Annotated in this window: 13 protein-coding genes; 6 read left to right on the forward strand and 7 right to left on the reverse strand. The window is 44.9% G+C overall.

Features of this window, described 5'->3' with window-relative positions; all coding sequences use genetic code 11:
- Window positions 1–36 precede the first annotated feature (36 nt).
- Window positions 37–1,182 carry a sugar diacid recognition domain-containing protein gene (locus ACXAFJ_RS01335; protein ID WP_475320890.1) on the reverse strand — a complete coding sequence of 382 codons (1,146 nt, stop codon included), beginning with the start codon at window positions 1,180–1,182 and terminating at the stop codon, window positions 37–39.
- Between the two features lie 86 nt (window positions 1,183–1,268).
- On the opposite strand from ACXAFJ_RS01335, the gene ACXAFJ_RS01340 reads away from it, so the two are divergent.
- The 6 genes from ACXAFJ_RS01340 to ACXAFJ_RS01365 all read left to right on the forward strand — a co-directional run bounded on the left by ACXAFJ_RS01340 (window position 1,269) and on the right by ACXAFJ_RS01365 (window position 7,449).
- A complete protein-coding gene (locus ACXAFJ_RS01340; RefSeq protein WP_475320892.1) occupies window positions 1,269–1,655 on the forward strand; it encodes a YacL family protein in 387 nt (128 codons plus the stop codon).
- A 166-nt stretch (window positions 1,656–1,821) separates the two neighbouring features.
- Complete coding sequence (locus ACXAFJ_RS01345; RefSeq protein ID WP_475320893.1) at window positions 1,822–2,160, forward strand: P-II family nitrogen regulator; 339 nt, start codon at window positions 1,822–1,824, stop codon at window positions 2,158–2,160.
- A gap of 19 nt (window positions 2,161–2,179) precedes the next feature.
- Window positions 2,180–3,409 (forward strand): ammonium transporter, encoded by a 1,230-nt coding sequence (locus ACXAFJ_RS01350; RefSeq protein WP_475320894.1) that lies wholly within the window; start codon window positions 2,180–2,182, stop codon window positions 3,407–3,409.
- Window positions 3,410–3,679: 270 nt separating this feature from the next.
- Entirely contained in the window at window positions 3,680–4,693 is a 1,014-nt protein-coding gene (locus ACXAFJ_RS01355; protein ID WP_475320896.1) for a Fe(3+) ABC transporter substrate-binding protein, read from the forward strand.
- A 102-nt stretch (window positions 4,694–4,795) separates the two neighbouring features.
- Entirely contained in the window at window positions 4,796–6,421 is a 1,626-nt protein-coding gene (locus ACXAFJ_RS01360) for an ABC transporter permease (protein WP_475320897.1), read from the forward strand.
- A complete protein-coding gene (locus tag ACXAFJ_RS01365) occupies window positions 6,421–7,449 on the forward strand; it encodes an ABC transporter ATP-binding protein (protein ID WP_475320898.1) in 1,029 nt (342 codons plus the stop codon). The genes ACXAFJ_RS01360 and ACXAFJ_RS01365 overlap by 1 nt, the downstream gene beginning before the upstream one ends.
- Before the next feature lie 66 nt (window positions 7,450–7,515).
- Here the strand turns inward: ACXAFJ_RS01365 and ACXAFJ_RS01370 are convergent, their stop codons facing one another.
- From ACXAFJ_RS01370 to ACXAFJ_RS01395, 6 genes are all read right to left on the reverse strand, one after another.
- The gene (locus tag ACXAFJ_RS01370) at window positions 7,516–8,928 is read right to left on the reverse strand and encodes a phosphoglucomutase/phosphomannomutase family protein (RefSeq protein WP_475320899.1); all 1,413 of its coding nucleotides are present in this window, start codon (window positions 8,926–8,928) and stop codon (window positions 7,516–7,518) included.
- 50 nt (window positions 8,929–8,978) lie between these two features.
- Entirely contained in the window at window positions 8,979–11,384 is a 2,406-nt protein-coding gene (locus ACXAFJ_RS01375; RefSeq protein WP_475320901.1) for a glycoside hydrolase family 94 protein, read from the reverse strand.
- Window positions 11,385–11,469: 85 nt separating this feature from the next.
- The gene (locus tag ACXAFJ_RS01380) at window positions 11,470–13,383 is read right to left on the reverse strand and encodes a beta-N-acetylhexosaminidase (RefSeq protein WP_475320902.1); all 1,914 of its coding nucleotides are present in this window, start codon (window positions 13,381–13,383) and stop codon (window positions 11,470–11,472) included.
- A gap of 14 nt (window positions 13,384–13,397) precedes the next feature.
- Entirely contained in the window at window positions 13,398–14,267 is an 870-nt protein-coding gene (locus ACXAFJ_RS01385) for a glucosamine kinase nucleotide-binding domain-containing protein (RefSeq protein ID WP_475320903.1), read from the reverse strand.
- A gap of 4 nt (window positions 14,268–14,271) precedes the next feature.
- Window positions 14,272–15,987, reverse strand: coding sequence for a glycoside hydrolase family 9 protein (locus ACXAFJ_RS01390; protein WP_475320905.1), 1,716 nt, complete (start codon window positions 15,985–15,987; stop codon window positions 14,272–14,274).
- A gap of 67 nt (window positions 15,988–16,054) precedes the next feature.
- Window positions 16,055–17,047 (reverse strand): ABC transporter ATP-binding protein, encoded by a 993-nt coding sequence (locus ACXAFJ_RS01395; protein ID WP_475320906.1) that lies wholly within the window; start codon window positions 17,045–17,047, stop codon window positions 16,055–16,057.
- Window positions 17,048–17,059 lie beyond the last annotated feature (12 nt).

Here is a 17,059-nt window from a genome sequence, read left to right on the forward strand (position 1 = left end):
GATGTTATTTTTGTGCTATTGCACAAGTTGTAGTGATTATTGGCTAATAGATAGAGCCAAATACAAGTGAATTTTATCTTCTAAGTTATTGATATCTAAACCAGTAGCCGTTTTGATTTTGTCTAGTCGATAACGCAGGGTATTTCGATGAATATGAAGAGATTCACACGTCATATTGAGATCACAATTTGAATCAAAATAGCGCCTCAGTGTTGTTTCTAGTTGCCCATTTTTATCGACGCCAGTTAATGCAATCAGTGGCGAAAGCAGTCGGTCACGTTGCCAACTGTCATACTCAAGCGCGTTGAGTAAGACAGGCAACTGATGGTCTTCAAAGAAAAAGATGTTGCCAGGCAGATGTCGCGAGATTTGTAGTGTGGTTTGCGCGGTTTGAAAAGATTGGCTCAATCCAAGAGGTGTTGCGAAATAGTCACCTACCGCCATTTTGATTTTGAATTCCGCTTCCTGGTCGATACGTTTCAGAAGTTGCTTGATCCTTTGCCTCTCTCTGTTCGGGTCCCATTTCTGTTGATTTACTGATGCGGGCTTTAACACCACGACTTCATGGTCCGATACAGATAAGATACCTACCAAATTGTTTCTTTCGGGAAACTCAAGCAAATGCACTAAGTGCTGCATGTGTTCTAAGGTCACCGCTTGTTTTTTTCGAGGGATAAGTTTGATGATTGCGGCGATTCTCGGCTGCTGGATATCTATGCCCAATCGTTGTGCAATGGTTTCTAGCTTATTGATATCTTGGTGCTTTCCGCTAATTAGCTGTAAAACAAGCTCCTCTCGATGACGCTTATCCCACTGAATTTGCTCCATTAGTTCTGCTTGCTCAACAATCAACTCGGCAGTCATTTTGACCAGTTCACCATAGCGATGCACCGCTGAAGGTTCTCCGGAAATACCCACAACACCAAGTACGTCTTCATGATGAACAATGGGGAGATTGATCCCCGGTTTTACGCCTTTGAGCCTGGATGCCATCGCATCATCAATTTCGACCGTGCGACATTCATTAATGCTCAGCACAGCACCTTCGTGTTTTTGATACAGTCGATTGGGATCACCAGAACCAATGATACGCCCCTCGCTATCCATAACATTGACCGAGTAATTGATGATCTTCATTGAACGCTGAACGATCTGATTGGCGATGGTTTCATTTAGCTGCATAGCAAGTTCCTAAAGCAAGAGATGGTCGACAGTGCTCATTTCAGCGATAATAGCAGTGGATTTGAAAACAACTCTAGTGACATCTGATGGATTACGAATTTAAGCACAATATTTTTGAAGGCCGAGTCATGGCTAATTTCTCTATGGGGCAGGAGCTCATCGGTGCTTGGTTTGAGGAAGAGTGCAATCAAGAGAATTGGTCAAAAACGCAGGAACTGATTGATAACGCTCAGCAGTTACCAAATCAAGAATATTCGATCATTGCCTCTGGTTTATCGATTTCAGTACAAGATTATGAAGTATCGGTAACTCGTCACCATTCCGATCATGAATCAGACGATAGTATTAAACGGTATGAGGATGAATCCTTATATTTGGACGACAGTATTCAAGAAAGTCATTGTGGGTTAGAAGATTTTTTAACGGCGTTTATCGATTGGTGTGAGTTTAATAAATTCAATATTAATAATTAATAAAACCTGCTGTTTTATAGGGAAAGGCTGCACTAATTTAGTGCGGCCTTTTTTGTTTTTATTGGGCGATAAATATAAAGTACTGATTATTAATAAATATATTTATTGGCACAGCACTTGAAAGCTATTGGATTAATCGAGTTAAGGATAACACTGGAGATAAACCATGAAGCTTATCAATGCCATCATCAAACCCTTTAAATTAGATGATGTAAGAGAAGCGTTAGCCAACGCAGGAATCGAGGGAATGACTGTGTCGGAAGTAAAAGGCTTTGGTCGACAAAAAGGGCACACTGAGCTCTATCGCGGTGCTGAGTATCAAGTCGATTTTTTACCTAAGGTGAAGTTGGAAATCGCAACTCACGAAGAGAGTGTAGATCGCGTTGTCGAGGCCATCACGAAAGCCGCACACACCGGCAAAATTGGGGACGGCAAAATTTTTGTTTATGACTTAAGTCAGGCCGTAAGAATTCGTACTGGTGAAATGGACGCAGAAGCGCTGTAAGTAGAAAGGAGTCTTTATTATGGAACTTGCAATTACCGTTAGTGAGCTGCGTTATGCACTCGATACATTTTTCTTTTTAATCTCAGGCGCATTAGTAATGTGGATGGCTGCTGGCTTTGCCATGCTGGAAGCTGGACTGGTTCGCTCAAAAAATACCACCGAAATTCTGACCAAAAACATTTGTTTATATGCTATCGCATGTACCACCTTCTTACTGGTCGGATACAACATCATGTATGTTGATAACATCGAAGGGGGTTGGTTGCCTTCATTTGGTTCACTCATTGGTGAGCAAGCGGCAGATGCGGACCACTCACTCGAGTCAGACTTCTTCTTCCAAGTTGTATTTGTTGCGACAGCGATGTCGGTGGTTTCGGGTGCAGTTGCTGAACGAATGAAACTGTGGTCATTTTTGATTTTCTCAGTGGTGTTAACCGCGGTTATCTACCCGGTTGAAGGTTACTGGACATGGGGTGGTGGATTCCTTTCTCAAGCTGGATTTAGTGATTTTGCGGGTTCAGGTATTGTTCATATGGCGGGTGCCGCTGCAGCGTTAGCGGGTGTATTGCTACTTGGTGCGCGTCGTGGCAAGTACGGTAAAAACGGTGAAGTCTACCCAATTCCAGGTTCTAATATGCCATTAGCCACGCTAGGTACGTTTATCCTTTGGTTTGGCTGGTTTGGTTTTAATGGTGGTTCGCAGCTTATGGTGTCGGATTTTGAAAACGCTACCGCTGTGGGACAAATTTTCCTAAACACTAACGCTGCAGCGGCGGCTGGAGCAATTGCTGCATTACTAGTGTGCAAAACGACTTGGGGTAAAGCAGACCTTACTATGATCTTGAATGGTGCCTTGGCTGGTTTGGTTGCAATCACGGCCGATCCACTATCGCCGTCACCAATCTACTCTGTTGCTATCGGTGCTGTATCAGGTTCACTTGTCGTGTTTAGCATCATTGGCTTAGATAAACTGAAAATTGATGATCCAGTGGGCGCGATTTCAGTGCACGGTGTGTGTGGATTCTTTGGTCTAATGGTTGTGCCATTGAGTAACGGTGACGCAAGCTTTGGTGCTCAGCTATTGGGTGCGAGCGTTATCTTTGCTTGGGTATTTGGAGCGAGTTTGGCGGTTTGGTTTGTGCTTAAAGCAACCATCGGTATTCGAGTATCTGAAGACGAAGAGTTAGAAGGTATGGACATGCACGATTGTGGTGTAGGTGCTTATCCGGAATTTGTAAGCGTAAAATAGAATATTATATTTAACACATAAAAAGCCTCGCTATAAGCGGGGCTTTTTATTGGTCTGAATTATGAAAAGAGATAAAAATTTGTTGATGATAAAAAAAATAATAATTCTCATAGGCAATTTGAGAAAAATATTCTTACAATTACATTTGTAAAAAAAACGTATCTATGTCGATTTTTTTTTCTAACTAATTGTTTTCTTAAATCTTGAACCTATAATAACGCAACTGATAAACATTATCATTATAACTTCAATTTAAAAGGACTGATTCCCATGAAAAAAGTGCTCGCTCTTTCAGCTCTAGCATGTGCAACGGTAGCGCCAAGTGTAATGGCTGCTGAAGAAGTAAACGTATACTCATACCGCCAGCCATTCTTGATTGAACCTATGTTTGACAAGTTCACTAAAGAAACAGGCATCAAAGTAAACGTTAAGTTTGCTAAAAAAGGTATGGCTGAAAAAGTGAAGCAAGAAGGTGAACTAAGCCCAGCTGACGTTCTTCTTACGGTTGATATCTCTCGTCTTTCTGAATTCAAAAAGCACGGCGTTGTTCAAGCTGTAGACAATAAAGTTCTTGAAGCAAACATCCCTGCTATCTACCAAGATGCAGACAACGAGTGGTTTGCACTAACTAAGCGTTCTCGTTCAGTTTACTCTTCTCGTGACCGTGTTGGTCGCCTGGGCGAAGACTTCACTTACGCTGACCTAGCTACACCTAAGTTTAAAGGCAAAATCTGTACTCGTAGCGGTAAGCACCCATACAACGTATCTCTAGTTGCATCTATCATCGCTCACGAAGGCGAAGCAGCTGCTAAAGCTTGGTTGGAAGGCGTAAAAGACAACCTTGCGCGTAAGCCACAAGGTAACGACCGTGCTCAAGTTAAAGCAATCAAAGAAGGTCTATGTGACGTTTCTCTAGGTAACAGCTACTACCTAGGTAAAATGCTTAACAACGAAGAGCAACAAGCTTGGGCTGAAGCGGTATACCTGAACTACCCTAACCAGAAAACTACAGGTACTCACGTAAACATTTCTGGTATGGCACTAGCTAAGCATTCTCCAAACAAAGAGAACGCAATCAAGCTAATGGAATTCCTAGCCAGCAACACCGCACAAAGCATGTACGCTGAAGTTAACTTCGAAGAGCCAATCAAAGCTGGTGTTAAATCTTCAGAGCTAGTTTCATCTTGGGGCGAGTACCGTGCAGATGACCTTTCTCTAGCAGACATCGCTTCTCGTTACGAAACAGCGGTTAAACTAATCGACGAAGTGAAGTTCGATCTATAATTAGTTTGAGCTTTTTGAAGATAAGATTTGAAATCTAACTTATAATTAGTATCAAATCGATTAGAGGTGCGCTAAGTCGCACCTCTTTTTGCACTGAAGGCAATGAAAGAAAAATATACAATTTGGAAGTTTAGCAGTGGCTCGCTGGCGCTGTTTTTAATTTTTCCCATACTCGCAATTTTTTATACCTCGGTAGGTGACTCCGGTGACTTGTTTGCGCACCTTATGTCTACCGTTCTTCCTACGTACACCTCAAACACTCTGTTACTCGTTTTTTCAGTGATGTTACTGTCACTGGTCTTTGGTATACCTAGTGCTTGGTTGATTGCAATGTGTCGTTTGCCTGGCGAGCGCATTTTGCAATGGGCTTTGGTACTTCCACTGGCGATGCCAGGCTATATCGTTGGCTATGTGTTTACCGAATGGCTTGATTTTGCAGGCCCAGTTCAGGTACTGCTTCGCGATTTAACAGGCTGGGGGCCCGGAGATTATTGGTTCCCGGACATTCGTACCTTACCCGGCGCATCAGTTATGCTCGCCTTGGTACTTTATCCTTACGTGTATTTATTAGCTCGCGCTTCCTTTATGGAGCAAAACGTGTCTTTGCTGCAGTCAGCGAGACTACTTAAATGCACGTCTTGGCAGAGCTTTGTACGTGTTTCACTACCGTTAGCAAGGCCGTCTATTGCAGTTGGCCTTTCATTAGTCGCGATGGAAACCATTGGTGACTTTGGTACCGTCAGCTATTTTGCTGTTAATACCTTAACTACTGCGGTTTACGATACTTGGCTTGGTTACTCGAGCCTATCTGCTGCGGCAAAAATATCCTCTATCATGCTGTTGTTTATATTGCTGTTGATCAGCAGTGAGCGATACAGCCGCCGCAAGCAAAAGTTATTTCAAACTCAATTCAGTAGTCGTGAAGACGTTCGATACGAATTACAAGGCTGGAAAAAGTGGCTGGCGCTGACATGGTGTTGGGGGCTTGTTCTGATTGCTTTTGCTTTGCCTTTAGGCCAGCTAATGCTGTTTGCTTGGACCTATTGGGAACAGAGTTGGACCCCAGAGTTTAGAGAGTTTGCGATTAACAGTTTAGTCGTGTCTATTGGCTCGGCGATCATCGCAGTGTCAATTGCAATGGTGGTGAATTTTTATCAAAGGCTCACTACGTCATCAGCAGGTGTCGTATTCTCTCGTATGGCCTCTCTTGGCTATGCTGTTCCAGGAACCGTGTTAGCTATTGGCGTACTCAGCCCAGTATTATTTATGGACCACTTGGTCAACGACATTGCCAAGTACATGGAATGGAGTAGACCCGGCTTAGTCTTCTCGGGGAGCATGTTTGCCTTGATCTTCGCCATGGTGGTTCGCTTTTCTGCTGTCGCCATTGGCAGTATCGAAAGCGGAATGGGCAAGGTATCACCATCGTTGGACATGGCGGCTCGGACCATGGGTTGTAACAGTAACGCTATGCTTAAACGTGTTCATGTGCCTTTGGTTAGACGCGGTGCATTAATTGCGGGTTTGTTAGTTTTCATCGAATGTATGAAAGAGCTGAATGCCGCTTTATTGCTAAGACCATTCAATTTTGAAACGCTCGCGACCTACGTCTATAACTTTGCGTCAGATGAACAATTAGAGCTTGCCGCGATGCCAGCGGTATTATTGGTTTTGGTTGGCTTGATACCTTTAGTATTGGTTAATCGTTCACTGGAGGATTCGCATTAATGAGTTGCGCACTTTCGATTCAAGATTTAACTTGCCAGTATCACCAGACCACAGTTCTAGAGAACTTGTCTTTGGAGGTCTCCAAGGGTGAAATTGTCTGTCTACTTGGAGCTAGCGGTTGCGGTAAAACAACGCTATTGAAAGCGATTGCTGGGCTATTGCCGTTATCTTCGGGCACGATGAATTTGAATTGTCGCTTGATTGATGATGGTGAAAATTGGATAGCACCAGAGAAACGTAATATTGGAATGATCTTTCAAGATTATGCTCTGTTTCCTCATTTAACCGTCGCGCAAAATATCAGTTTTGGCTTAAAAAAACTGACAGAGAGTGAGAAAGCGAAACGAGTAGAGGAAATGTTGGAGTTGGTTCACTTAGGTGGGCTAGGTGATAGGTATCCTCATCAACTCTCCGGTGGTCAGCAACAGCGCGTTGCTATTGCCCGTTCCTTGGCTTACAAGCCTGATTTGCTCTTGCTCGATGAACCTTTCTCAAATATTGATACTCAGGTTCGCCATGAGTTGATTTCGGAAATTCGAAAGATCTTTAAAGCTCAAGGTGTAACTGCGATCTTCGTTACTCATAGCCGCGAGGAAGCGTTTGCATTTGCCGATAAAATGGCGGTCATGAACCTTGGTGTAATTGAGCAATATGGCACAGCGAACGAGCTTTACTATCAACCGGCTAGCCGTTTTGTTGCAGATTTTCTTGGCGGTGGCAGTTATATCGGAGCAAAACGTGTGTCAGACCAAGAGTTTGAAACACCACTAGGGAAAATAGCGGCTACGGTACCGCAAGAAATCCCGCTTGATGCTCACTGTGAATTACTGCTTAGACCTCAATACGTTCGACTTCGCCCGAGCGAGAGCAGTGCTGCTGTGGTGACTGAGCAGCAATTTATGGGTGATCACTGTCGCTACGTAGTGTCAGCAAATGGCAGTGCGCTTTTGGCCAGTTCAGTTGAGCCACTTTCAGTAGGTCAAGCGGTCGATATTGAGTTTGAACCGCGTGGTGTTATCGCCTTTTAAGTAAACAAGCGTTCTTCAATCAAAAAGCCCAGCGTGATGCTGGGCTTTGTCGTAAAGAGAGCTTGGTTATAGTTGCAAGAAATCTTTAACTTGCTGAACCACTGACTCGGCAATCTCTTGGTTTTCCATTTCTGCAAAGATACGCAGTAAAGGTTCAGTACCAGAGAAGCGAGCAATCACCCAACCACCGTTTTTGAAGTAAACTTTAGCACCGTCTTCGTAGCTAACACGCTCGACTTCAAACTCGAAATCGGGTAGTTGTTTCGCAACGTAGATTTTGTCGTACAGTGCCTGCTTTTGAGCAGGTTTGAACGTACAATCTCCTTCAGCTGTGTAGGCGTAGCCGTACTTACCGTAGATTTCATCCAGCAACTCAGACAATTTCTTGCCAGTTACCGAAATCATCTCAACCAATAAGCTGGATGCAAATACACCGTCTTTACCCTTGATATGGCCGCGGATTGTTAGACCACCAGAGCTTTCACCACCAATTAGTGAATCATCAGCTTCCATTTGAGAACTGATGTGTTTGAAGCCCACTGGAACTTCAAAGCTTTTCTCACCGTGATCAGCTGCGATTTTATCGAGAATGTGAGTTGTCGCAATGTTGCGAACGACTGAACCAGACCACCCTTTGTATTTAAGTAGGTAGTAGTAAAGCAGGATCAAAACTTCATTAGGGTGAATGAAGTTACCTTTTTCATCAATAATACCTAGTCGGTCGGCATCGCCATCGGTACCGATACCAATATCATAACCTTCTGCAGCAACTAGGTGCTTTAGGCGGTATAAGGTCGCTGCACTTGGCGATGGCATCAAACCACCGAAGTCCGGGTTTTTACCGTCGTTGATAACATCCACATCACATCGGCCATTGATCAATACTGTTTGCAGGGCATTTTTTGCCACACCAAACATAGGATCAATCAGCACTTTTAGATTGGCTCGTTTAATGGCATCGATATCGATAAAATCAATAATGGAATCAACAAACTCGTTCATTGGATTGATGATTTCCACCACACCAGATTCAACGGCTTCTTCAAAGTCGATTGATTTCACATCCGCTAACGTCAATTTAGCAATTTGTGTTTCGATCTTTTCAGTAATGATTTCATCGGCGTCACGACCACCGCGAATAAAGACTTTTACACCGTTGTAGTCTGCAGGGTTATGCGAAGCGGTAATACACGCTGAATACTCGCTACCCATTTCTTTAGCTTTGAACATTACCACAGGAGTTGGAACAAACTTGTCGACAAAACTCACTGCAACGCCATTGGCCGCTAATACTTCAGCAAACCAACGACCTGCTTTGTCCGATAGGAAGCGTCTGTCGTAACCAATTACAAAGTCTTTGTCAGCAACGTTTTCGTCGTTGATGATGTTAGCGACAGATTGAGCGACTAGACGCACGTTATCTCGAGTGAATTCTTCACCGATAAGGGCACGCCAACCGCCAGTACCAAATTTAATCATAATGATTTCCTCAAATAGAGAGTGCGGGCTCATAGCCCGCACGTTTGGTATTAGCCAAGAACCACAACAACGTCGTTTACAGTACCTTCGGCTTGAGTTGGAATGTCGCCTTCAACTTGTTGGCCGTTAACCGTAATGCTCTTAACGCCTTTGCTCACACCATTCGGGTTTTCTACCTTGATGTTGTAAGTTGCGCCACGCCATTGACGAGTGATGCTGAACCCTGGCCAGTCAGTTGGAATACAAGGGTCTACCGTTAGACCTTCAAAACCAGTTCGAACACCTAGAATGAAGTTAGTCACAGCGTAGTATGCCCAGCCTGAAGTACCTGTTAGCCATGGGTGGTTGGCACGACCGTGATCTTGGTGATCGCGACCCATGATGAACTGTACGTACGAATACGGTTCAGCAATTCGCTTTTCAATCATGTCATTTTGGTTGAATGGGTTTAGTGCATCGTAGAACTTCATTGCACGGTCACCACGGCCCAGTTTTGCTTCGGCTACCCAAGCCCATGGGTTCGGGTGAGAGAAGATAGCACCGTTCTCTTTTACGCCTTGGTATACGCGAGTCACGAAGCCAATGTCATCGTTTGGTGTAGCGAATGATGGAGAGTTCAAGTGCAAACCGTAATCAGAGTACAAGTGCTCATCAACGCTATCCATTGCACGCTCACCACGCTCTTGAGATACCGCGCCAGAAAGAACCGCAAGGGTATTTGACTCTAGGTGAATGCGACCTTCAGTTTGCTGAGCCGTACCGATCTTCTCACCGTTTTTGGTAAGACCGCGGATGTACCAGCCACCTTCGTCGTCCCACAAGTGCTGTTCACATGCTTCGCGCACGCCTGCTGCCATCGCTGTGTATTTCTCAACATCAGCATCCTGACCGCGGTGCTTAGCAAGTTCGATGAATGCTTCCAACGCCCAGAAGTGCAGGAAGGAAACCATAGACGATTCACCACCACCTAGGTTTAGACAGTCGTTCCAGTCTGCACGAAGGCCTTTACAGATGCCGGTTTGACCTACGTACTCTGCTGAGAAGTCTAGAGCTGCTTTCATGTGCTCGTAAACTGTTGCATCACCGCCATCTGCGTAAGGAATGACTTCGTCAAAGAAGCCGTGCTCGCCTGTTTCTTTTACGTAGTTACAGATAGTTGGGACAATCCATAGGTGGTCGTCTGAACAGGTATCTTCAATACCGTGAATCTTGTCATCGTCCGATGGCGTAGGAACAACCGTTGGTGATTTAGATGGTTCTACATCCGCTTTTTCAGGATCAAACCAGTCAGGATCAAACAAGTGTAGACCGTAGCCTGCTTTAACTTGACCGCGTAATAGATCAACCAGACGCTTACGCGTCATCGCTGGGTTAGAATGCGGTACTGAAATTGCGTCTTGCGCTGTGTCGCGGTAGCCAAGACCAGTACGTCCACCAACTTCGATGAATGACGCAAAACGAGACCAAACCACACAGGTTTCAGCTTGGTAAAGTGTCCAAGCGTTGATCATAGTATCTAGACCTTCATTTGGTGAAGATACTTGGAATTTCTCACAACGCTCATCCCAGTGAGACTTAATACCAGCAAAGGCTTTATCAACTTCGTTCAGATCTTGGTATTTCTCGCGTAGACGATCGCCATTGCCTTTACCGATACCTAGAATGTATGCAAAACGTACTTCTTCACCTGGCTGAATGGTAAATTGCTTATGTAGAGAGCCACAGTGGTTGTAACAAGTTTGCGCAGTGTTGCTACATTTGCCGTTTTCAACTGCAATTGGATTGGCTTCGTCGCGGTATAGACCAAGGAAGCTGTCGCGCTGACCATCGTAAGAATCTGGTGCAAACGTTGAAGCTAGGTAGTAGAAACCTTCAAAGTCATCAGTGTTGTAGTACAGGTCGTATTCAATGACACCTTCGCGGTAGTCTGTGCCCGCTGAGTACAGTGACATCTGATGGTTTTGATTGTCAGACGCGATATGGCTGAATGAGAATTCAACGAATGAGAATGCGCTAATTGTGCGAGGCTTGTCCGAAGTGTTTTTGATCACAACGTCCCAAACTTCAGCATCTTCACCTTTAGGTACAAACAACGTTTTTTCAGCGGTGATACCTGCGTATTCACACTTGAACTTAGAGTATGAAAGACCGTGACGTACTTCGTAGCTCGCTTCATCAAGGCTCTTAGCTACTGGCTGCCATGAGATTGACCAGTAATCACCTGTCTCGTCGTCACGTAGGTAAACGTAGTGTCCTGGACGGTCAAATGTCGCATTAGGACGGAACTTGGTTACACGATTGTATTCTGGTGAGTTGTAGAATGAGTAACCGCCTGCGTTATGTGAGATTACCGTACAAAATTTTTCTGTACCTAGGTAGTTAGTCCAAGGTGCTGGAACATCTGGACGAGTAATCACGTACTCGCGATTCTCATTATCGAAATAACCGTATTTCATTGTCTTATCCTTTCAACAAAAGCTGCACTGCAGCCAATTTCAAGCTAGTGAAAACTACTCAAAGCCAACTGGCCCTGAGGGGAACTTATAACATCCGATATTGGATGCCTTTGCGATCCAAAACCGGCAAGTGGTTTTGTAATCGGCCAATAAAGTCATGCCAATCTTTTCCGCTGCGCTGCGTCCATGCGATTTCAGCGATGGCGAGAGCGCGAGGGAAAATCATGTATTCAGCGCGATCAAAGTCTTCGACCAGTTCGCACCAAAGGGCAGTTTGAATGCCCCAAATTCGTTTTTTGATTGGGTCACGATCGTCTAAATGCGCTAACGGCTCATAGCGATAGGTATCCGCAAGAGGAAGCGGGTTGGCCCAATCGACTCCGGGTTCTTCAGGAGCGTAATCTTGTGTCATATCGAGGTAAGTGGTTTGACCGGGTTGCAACACAACATCAAAGCCTCTGTCGGCGCAATCAATCGCTGCGTTTTCGCTTAACCAAGAGTAAATCACCGTCTCTTTACTGACTTTGTCACCGTGTTGTGCCTCTTCCCAACCCAACATTCGTTTACCCAGAGAGTTCAGTTTCTTCTCGGCGTATCTCAGCAAGTGACCCTGAAGCTCCTTGGCGCTGCTGTAGTCTTGCTCAGCCATTAAGGTTTGGCAGCTCGGGCTATGAGTCCAAACTCCGTCGGGGACTTCGTCAGCACCAATATGGACATAGGGACTTGGGAAAAGCTCGCAGATTTCCTCTAATACTGTATCCACGAACTGGTAGGTGCCAGAAATACCTGGATTAAGTACGTTGTCGTTGTAGTTTTGAATACTGCGGTATTGGCTCTTGTCGTCTTTCTCTATCAGTAATTCCGGTAGCGACAAAATTGCCGCGCGACAGTGGCCAGGAATATCAATTTCTGGGATCACCATGATCCCGCGCTCGTGGGCGTAGGCAATGACTTCACGAACTTGCTCTTGGTTGTAATAGCCACCGTACTTTTCAGTTAGATGGGAAAACTGCCCAATGATCGATTCGTTTGGACCGCGCCAGGCACCAATGTTGGTGAGCTGTGGCAACGCTTTTATTTCAATTCGCCAGCCCTCATCATCGGTGAGGTGCCAATGAAAGCGGTTGAACTTGTAGTAGGCTAATTGGTTAATCAGGCGTTTAACATCTGCTAAGGAATGAAAGTGTCGTGAACAGTCCAACATGAAACCGCGGTAGCGAAATCTAGGGGCGTCATCAATGTAGATACCATCTATCAACAACTGGTTTTGGTCACTACGCTCTATCAGCTGAATTAGGCTCGCGGTACCGTGAACAAAACCGGAACGAGAACCTGATTCGATAATAATGGATTCGGCGGTGACTCTTAACGTGTAGGCGCCTTCGTCTAGCGTCGGGTTTGATTTGTAAAATAGATGACCACTGGCAGATAGGGAAAGTTCGACTTGATAGAGTTCAAGAATTTCAGTTTGCAACCAATGTGCCGCAGAGGAAGCTATTTCACTCTGTACGGTTATTTTGGTTTGATTACTGAGTCGAAATTTTCCGCTGATTGAACCGTATCGATTTGGTTTGGGAATTATACCTGTTATAGGCTTGGCATTAGCGAGAGACTCGACTCGCTCTTGGTACGGTGAACCCAAAACAATAGAGGTTGAATCCACCTTTTCGAGCTTGATGTTTCCATCGCTCGTATGAGTCAGATACGCGTCTTGTACTCCGTTGCTGTAATAACGGAACGGCGCGGTGCCCACGGTAAATTCACAGTAAAAGCTGTGGTTTGCCTTCAATGTAGGTGAATTTTTAGGCGTTACGTGGCAAACGCTACCAATTTGGGAAACTGTCGCATTGACTACACTATCAGGTCGAATGAAACGACCGAAAGAAAAACCAAATGACCAATCGCAAAGATCTAGGTCACTAAGGTTATGGAGTGTTAACCCTAGTTTGCAGTTTTCGTTCTCTTCGGAGAGAACGACAAGATCAATGCGATAGTCCATATAAACGTTCTCAGTTAGTACAAGTTGTACTCAGGCTTACCAGCAAACATTAGGGCACCCTCTATGGCGTCGTGTTGCGCTGGAACAATCCATTGTTGGATAGGGGGCGCAAGCCAAGATTCAAGACGTTGTGCAATACTGCCCATTAACGAAATCTTGGTAGCTCCTAATGTATTAAGGCGGGTTAAAAACATTTCGATGTCAGAAACCGATTTTTTCAGAAGTTCTAAAGCTAGTGCATCGCCTTGGTCTGCGAACTCAAATATTTGTGGGCAATATTTGCCGTAATCTCTAGGTAAAGCGGTCTTTGACCATGCGACAATGTTGTCGATGTCGTTGCCAAAATCGTTGATAACAAACTCGCAAAGTGGCGTTTTTTCACGAATACCGTCTTCGGCCAGGATGACCTGTTGGATCAAATGAAGACCAATATGAGCACCACTACCTTGATCAGATATTGGAAACTCTCGACCACCGATGATGTGTTGAGTGCCTTGTTGCAAGTAGATACCTACCGAGCCAGTACCAGCAATAAATATGGCACCATCATCGCCATTATGTGCGCCCATACAAGCGCCAAAACCGTCACTGTTTAATACTATGCTGGCAAACGGGTGTGGCTGATTCATAAAGGCATTCCAAGAAGACTTTTGCTCAGCCCCGGCAAGCGCTAAACCTAAATGCATTTTAGAAAAGTCTGCCTCTGATAAACCGCCCTGCTGCGCCGCTTGACTTACCGCATCGACAATCGACTCTAATGCGACATCTGCACCTAACATAATGTTTGCGCTACCAGATTTCGCTTCGCCAATTAGCTGCCCTGATTCAGTACGAATTCTTGCGCGGCAAGAGGTGCCGCCCCCGTCAATTCCAACAAAGTACATAAAGTTACGATTCCCGAATAGTAGAGTAAGACTGCGTCAATACGGCTAATAAGTACCACGCACCATGAGGAATCCATTGCTCACCCCAACGCCAGTTTTGCAACATATCGTCTTTTTGACCTTCGGGATTGAATGCGATGTCTTCCGCGTCGTCAAAACCTGCCGTAATCCCGTTGCAAATGCCACCTTTTGCATTATAAAAACCGAGCTGGGGCAAATAATCCGGGTTGTTTCGACCGTGACCATCAAGCATGCACATGTCGTAAGGGTTTAAACCGAGTACCCAGTTCAATGCAGACTGGGCAAACTCGTTTAATTGTTGGCGTGTACTGTCGTCTGTGACAAATGGAGCCGCTAAATATGCCATTGACGCCATTGAACCCAATCGAGCGTTTTCACCTTGCCACCAGTAACCGGATTCGTTGTCTTGAGCAACAAAGAATGCATCGCGTTTTTCCGCGTTCAAAGGTTTGATGTACTGTCTCGGATAGCCAAATGGATTGTGGACCTTACTGGTCACTGCTAATTCGAATTCAACGGCGCGGTTTACGGCGCTTTTTGCTTGTTCGAACAATGTAGAACTAGGCGCGGCGTCCATAAACTCGCAAATAGTAATAACGGGCAAACCGGCTTCTGCAGCGTGGAAATAGGGTCTACTTCCGTCACCATTGGCGGACCAGTATGATTGGAACTGTTCATCACCTTGTTGGCGAGATATTAAGCGAGTCAGCCATTGTTCGGCTTGCACTAGATAACGCTGCTGTTTGGTTGTTCGATACAATTCGACAGCGGCAAGTAATGCGCAATACTCATCAATAATGTTTTCTTCGCCGTTATTGAGGTACTTAAGGTTGTTGTCGACTAGGTGCCAGTATGCTTTCTCAGCCGTTTGCAAATAGGTGTTTTGGTCAAACTCGCCGTGTTCAGAAAGACGAGCTGCAGCCGCCAATGCAGCAATTGAAACTCCTGCACCTTGACGGAAACCAGCTTGGAAGTCTTCCATCTTATGACCTTGCTGAGTTTCGTAGGCACAGATTTCACGTTGTTTGGTATCTTTACTCCACTTGTCAAATACTGTCATGTAGAAAAAACCAGCATCATCAAACATACGGACTAGGAAGTCAGCCCCAAACAAAGCTTCCTCTTGTAAGCGAATTTTAGTAAAGGCGGCGATGGCATCATGATTTTGGTGGAGTGATAGCCCTTTGAGCATATTCCACACCACCATAGGGATTTGCTGAGGGTTGAGGTAATTGGCGTAAGACAAGTGACTGAGATATTTGCTCACGTCTCCTGACGCATCATACCATCCACCACTCACATCGACGCGGCGATCACTTCCAACGATTGGTGCTTGTTTATCCGCTTGATCAAAAATGCCGGTACAGCGTTGTGATTTAAAGTAGTGGAGTAGATCTGAAGTGGTTGTGTTGTTTAACAGTTGAGTCCCAATCTCAAAAACGGAAGATTGCAACGTATCAGCACGCAAGAAAAAGCGACCTGATTTTGAAAATGAAGAAAAATCGATTTTGGCAAACAATCCTTGATGCCAGTTAGCTACTTTTTCAGCAGCTGGAACTTCCATAGATGCGACAGTGGCTCCCGTAAGGGCACACACTAAATCGACCGAGCTAGGAGTTGATTCGTCAAAATCAACTAATACGACAGCACTTTTTGGCCCGTTTGTTTCATACCCTATGTGGTTTGTTAAAAACTGCATTCAAATCTCCAAAGGCATCTATGACGTTAAGAGCCAAGGGTTTGCCTTGGCTCTTGGTAGTGCATTTTTATTCGTACAAGTAACAACGTACAAAGTGGTTATCAGAAAGCTTGGTTACCCCAGGCAGTCGCTCTCGACACTTGTCTGTGGCTTCCGTACAGCGTCCAGCGAATGGGCAACCTACTGATTCAGGTGTCCAAAGCGGAATTTCCCCTTTGTTACCAGCAAGTTCGGTGTGAATGGATTTACTTGGATCAGGAACCGCTGAAACCAAGAGTTTGGTGTATGGGTGTTGAGGATCGTGAATGATCTCTTCCGTATCACCCCATTCAACCATGTGACCAACGTACATAACCGCAAGGTCTTCCGCGATATAGCGAGCGGTTGCGATGTCGTGTGTGATGTATAGAAGAGACATTTGCTTTTCAAACTTCATCTCTTCCATCAAGTTCAAAACACCAGCACGGATTGACACGTCAAGCATTGAAGTTGGTTCATCAGCAAGAACCACTTCCGCACCTACGGCGATGTTACGCGCTAAGTTAACACGCTGACGCTGACCACCAGATAACTGGTGCGGGAACTTTTCAGCCGTTTCTTTTGGTGGAATTAGACCAACCTGTTCCAACAGGTCATATACACGCTCTTCCAATTCTTTTTTGTTACCTGAAGATACTTTTTTATGTATCAAAAGGGGACGAGCGATGTGATGGAAAATGTTGTGTGTTGGATTCAGTGAACCAAACGGGTCTTGCCATACCATCTGGATACCTTCGCGGTATGCCATTAGGTCGTTACGGGAAGTGATATCTTCGATATCACGCCCTTTGTATTCAATTGTACCCGCCGAAGGCGCATACATTTTTGCAATCATTTTTGCAGTGGTGGATTTACCAGAACCCGACTCACCTACAACTGATAGTCCACGTGCCTTATACATTTTGAATGACACATCATTCAAGGCACGCATTTTGGTTTGCTTCAGGGAGTTACTGTTTAGTGGGAAGTCTTTAACGACATTTTTGCCCTCTATCAGTAGTTCACCATATTTATTGCTCATAATTTGCTCCAG

The sequence above is a fragment of the Vibrio sp. ABH4_348 genome (assembly GCF_056159765.1).

Bases quoted from the DNA above. Each gene is read 5' to 3' on its own strand.
- ACXAFJ_RS01390 (WP_475320905.1), bottom strand. From the start codon at position 15,987: ATGCAGTTTTTAACAAACCACATAGGGTATGAAACAAACGGGCCAAAA.
- ACXAFJ_RS01385 (WP_475320903.1), bottom strand. From the start codon at position 14,267: ATGTACTTTGTTGGAATTGACGGGGGCGGCACCTCTTGCCGCGCAAGA.
- ACXAFJ_RS01355 (WP_475320896.1), top strand. From the start codon at position 3,680: ATGAAAAAAGTGCTCGCTCTTTCAGCTCTAGCATGTGCAACGGTAGCG.
- ACXAFJ_RS01350 (WP_475320894.1), top strand. From the start codon at position 2,180: ATGGAACTTGCAATTACCGTTAGTGAGCTGCGTTATGCACTCGATACA.
- ACXAFJ_RS01395 (WP_475320906.1), bottom strand. From the start codon at position 17,047: ATGAGCAATAAATATGGTGAACTACTGATAGAGGGCAAAAATGTCGTT.
- ACXAFJ_RS01380 (WP_475320902.1), bottom strand. From the start codon at position 13,383: ATGGACTATCGCATTGATCTTGTCGTTCTCTCCGAAGAGAACGAAAAC.
- ACXAFJ_RS01375 (WP_475320901.1), bottom strand. From the start codon at position 11,384: ATGAAATACGGTTATTTCGATAATGAGAATCGCGAGTACGTGATTACT.
- ACXAFJ_RS01370 (WP_475320899.1), bottom strand. From the start codon at position 8,928: ATGATTAAATTTGGTACTGGCGGTTGGCGTGCCCTTATCGGTGAAGAA.
- ACXAFJ_RS01340 (WP_475320892.1), top strand. From the start codon at position 1,269: ATGGATTACGAATTTAAGCACAATATTTTTGAAGGCCGAGTCATGGCT.
- ACXAFJ_RS01365 (WP_475320898.1), top strand. From the start codon at position 6,421: ATGAGTTGCGCACTTTCGATTCAAGATTTAACTTGCCAGTATCACCAG.
- ACXAFJ_RS01345 (WP_475320893.1), top strand. From the start codon at position 1,822: ATGAAGCTTATCAATGCCATCATCAAACCCTTTAAATTAGATGATGTA.
- ACXAFJ_RS01360 (WP_475320897.1), top strand. From the start codon at position 4,796: ATGAAAGAAAAATATACAATTTGGAAGTTTAGCAGTGGCTCGCTGGCG.
- ACXAFJ_RS01335 (WP_475320890.1), bottom strand. From the start codon at position 1,182: ATGCAGCTAAATGAAACCATCGCCAATCAGATCGTTCAGCGTTCAATG.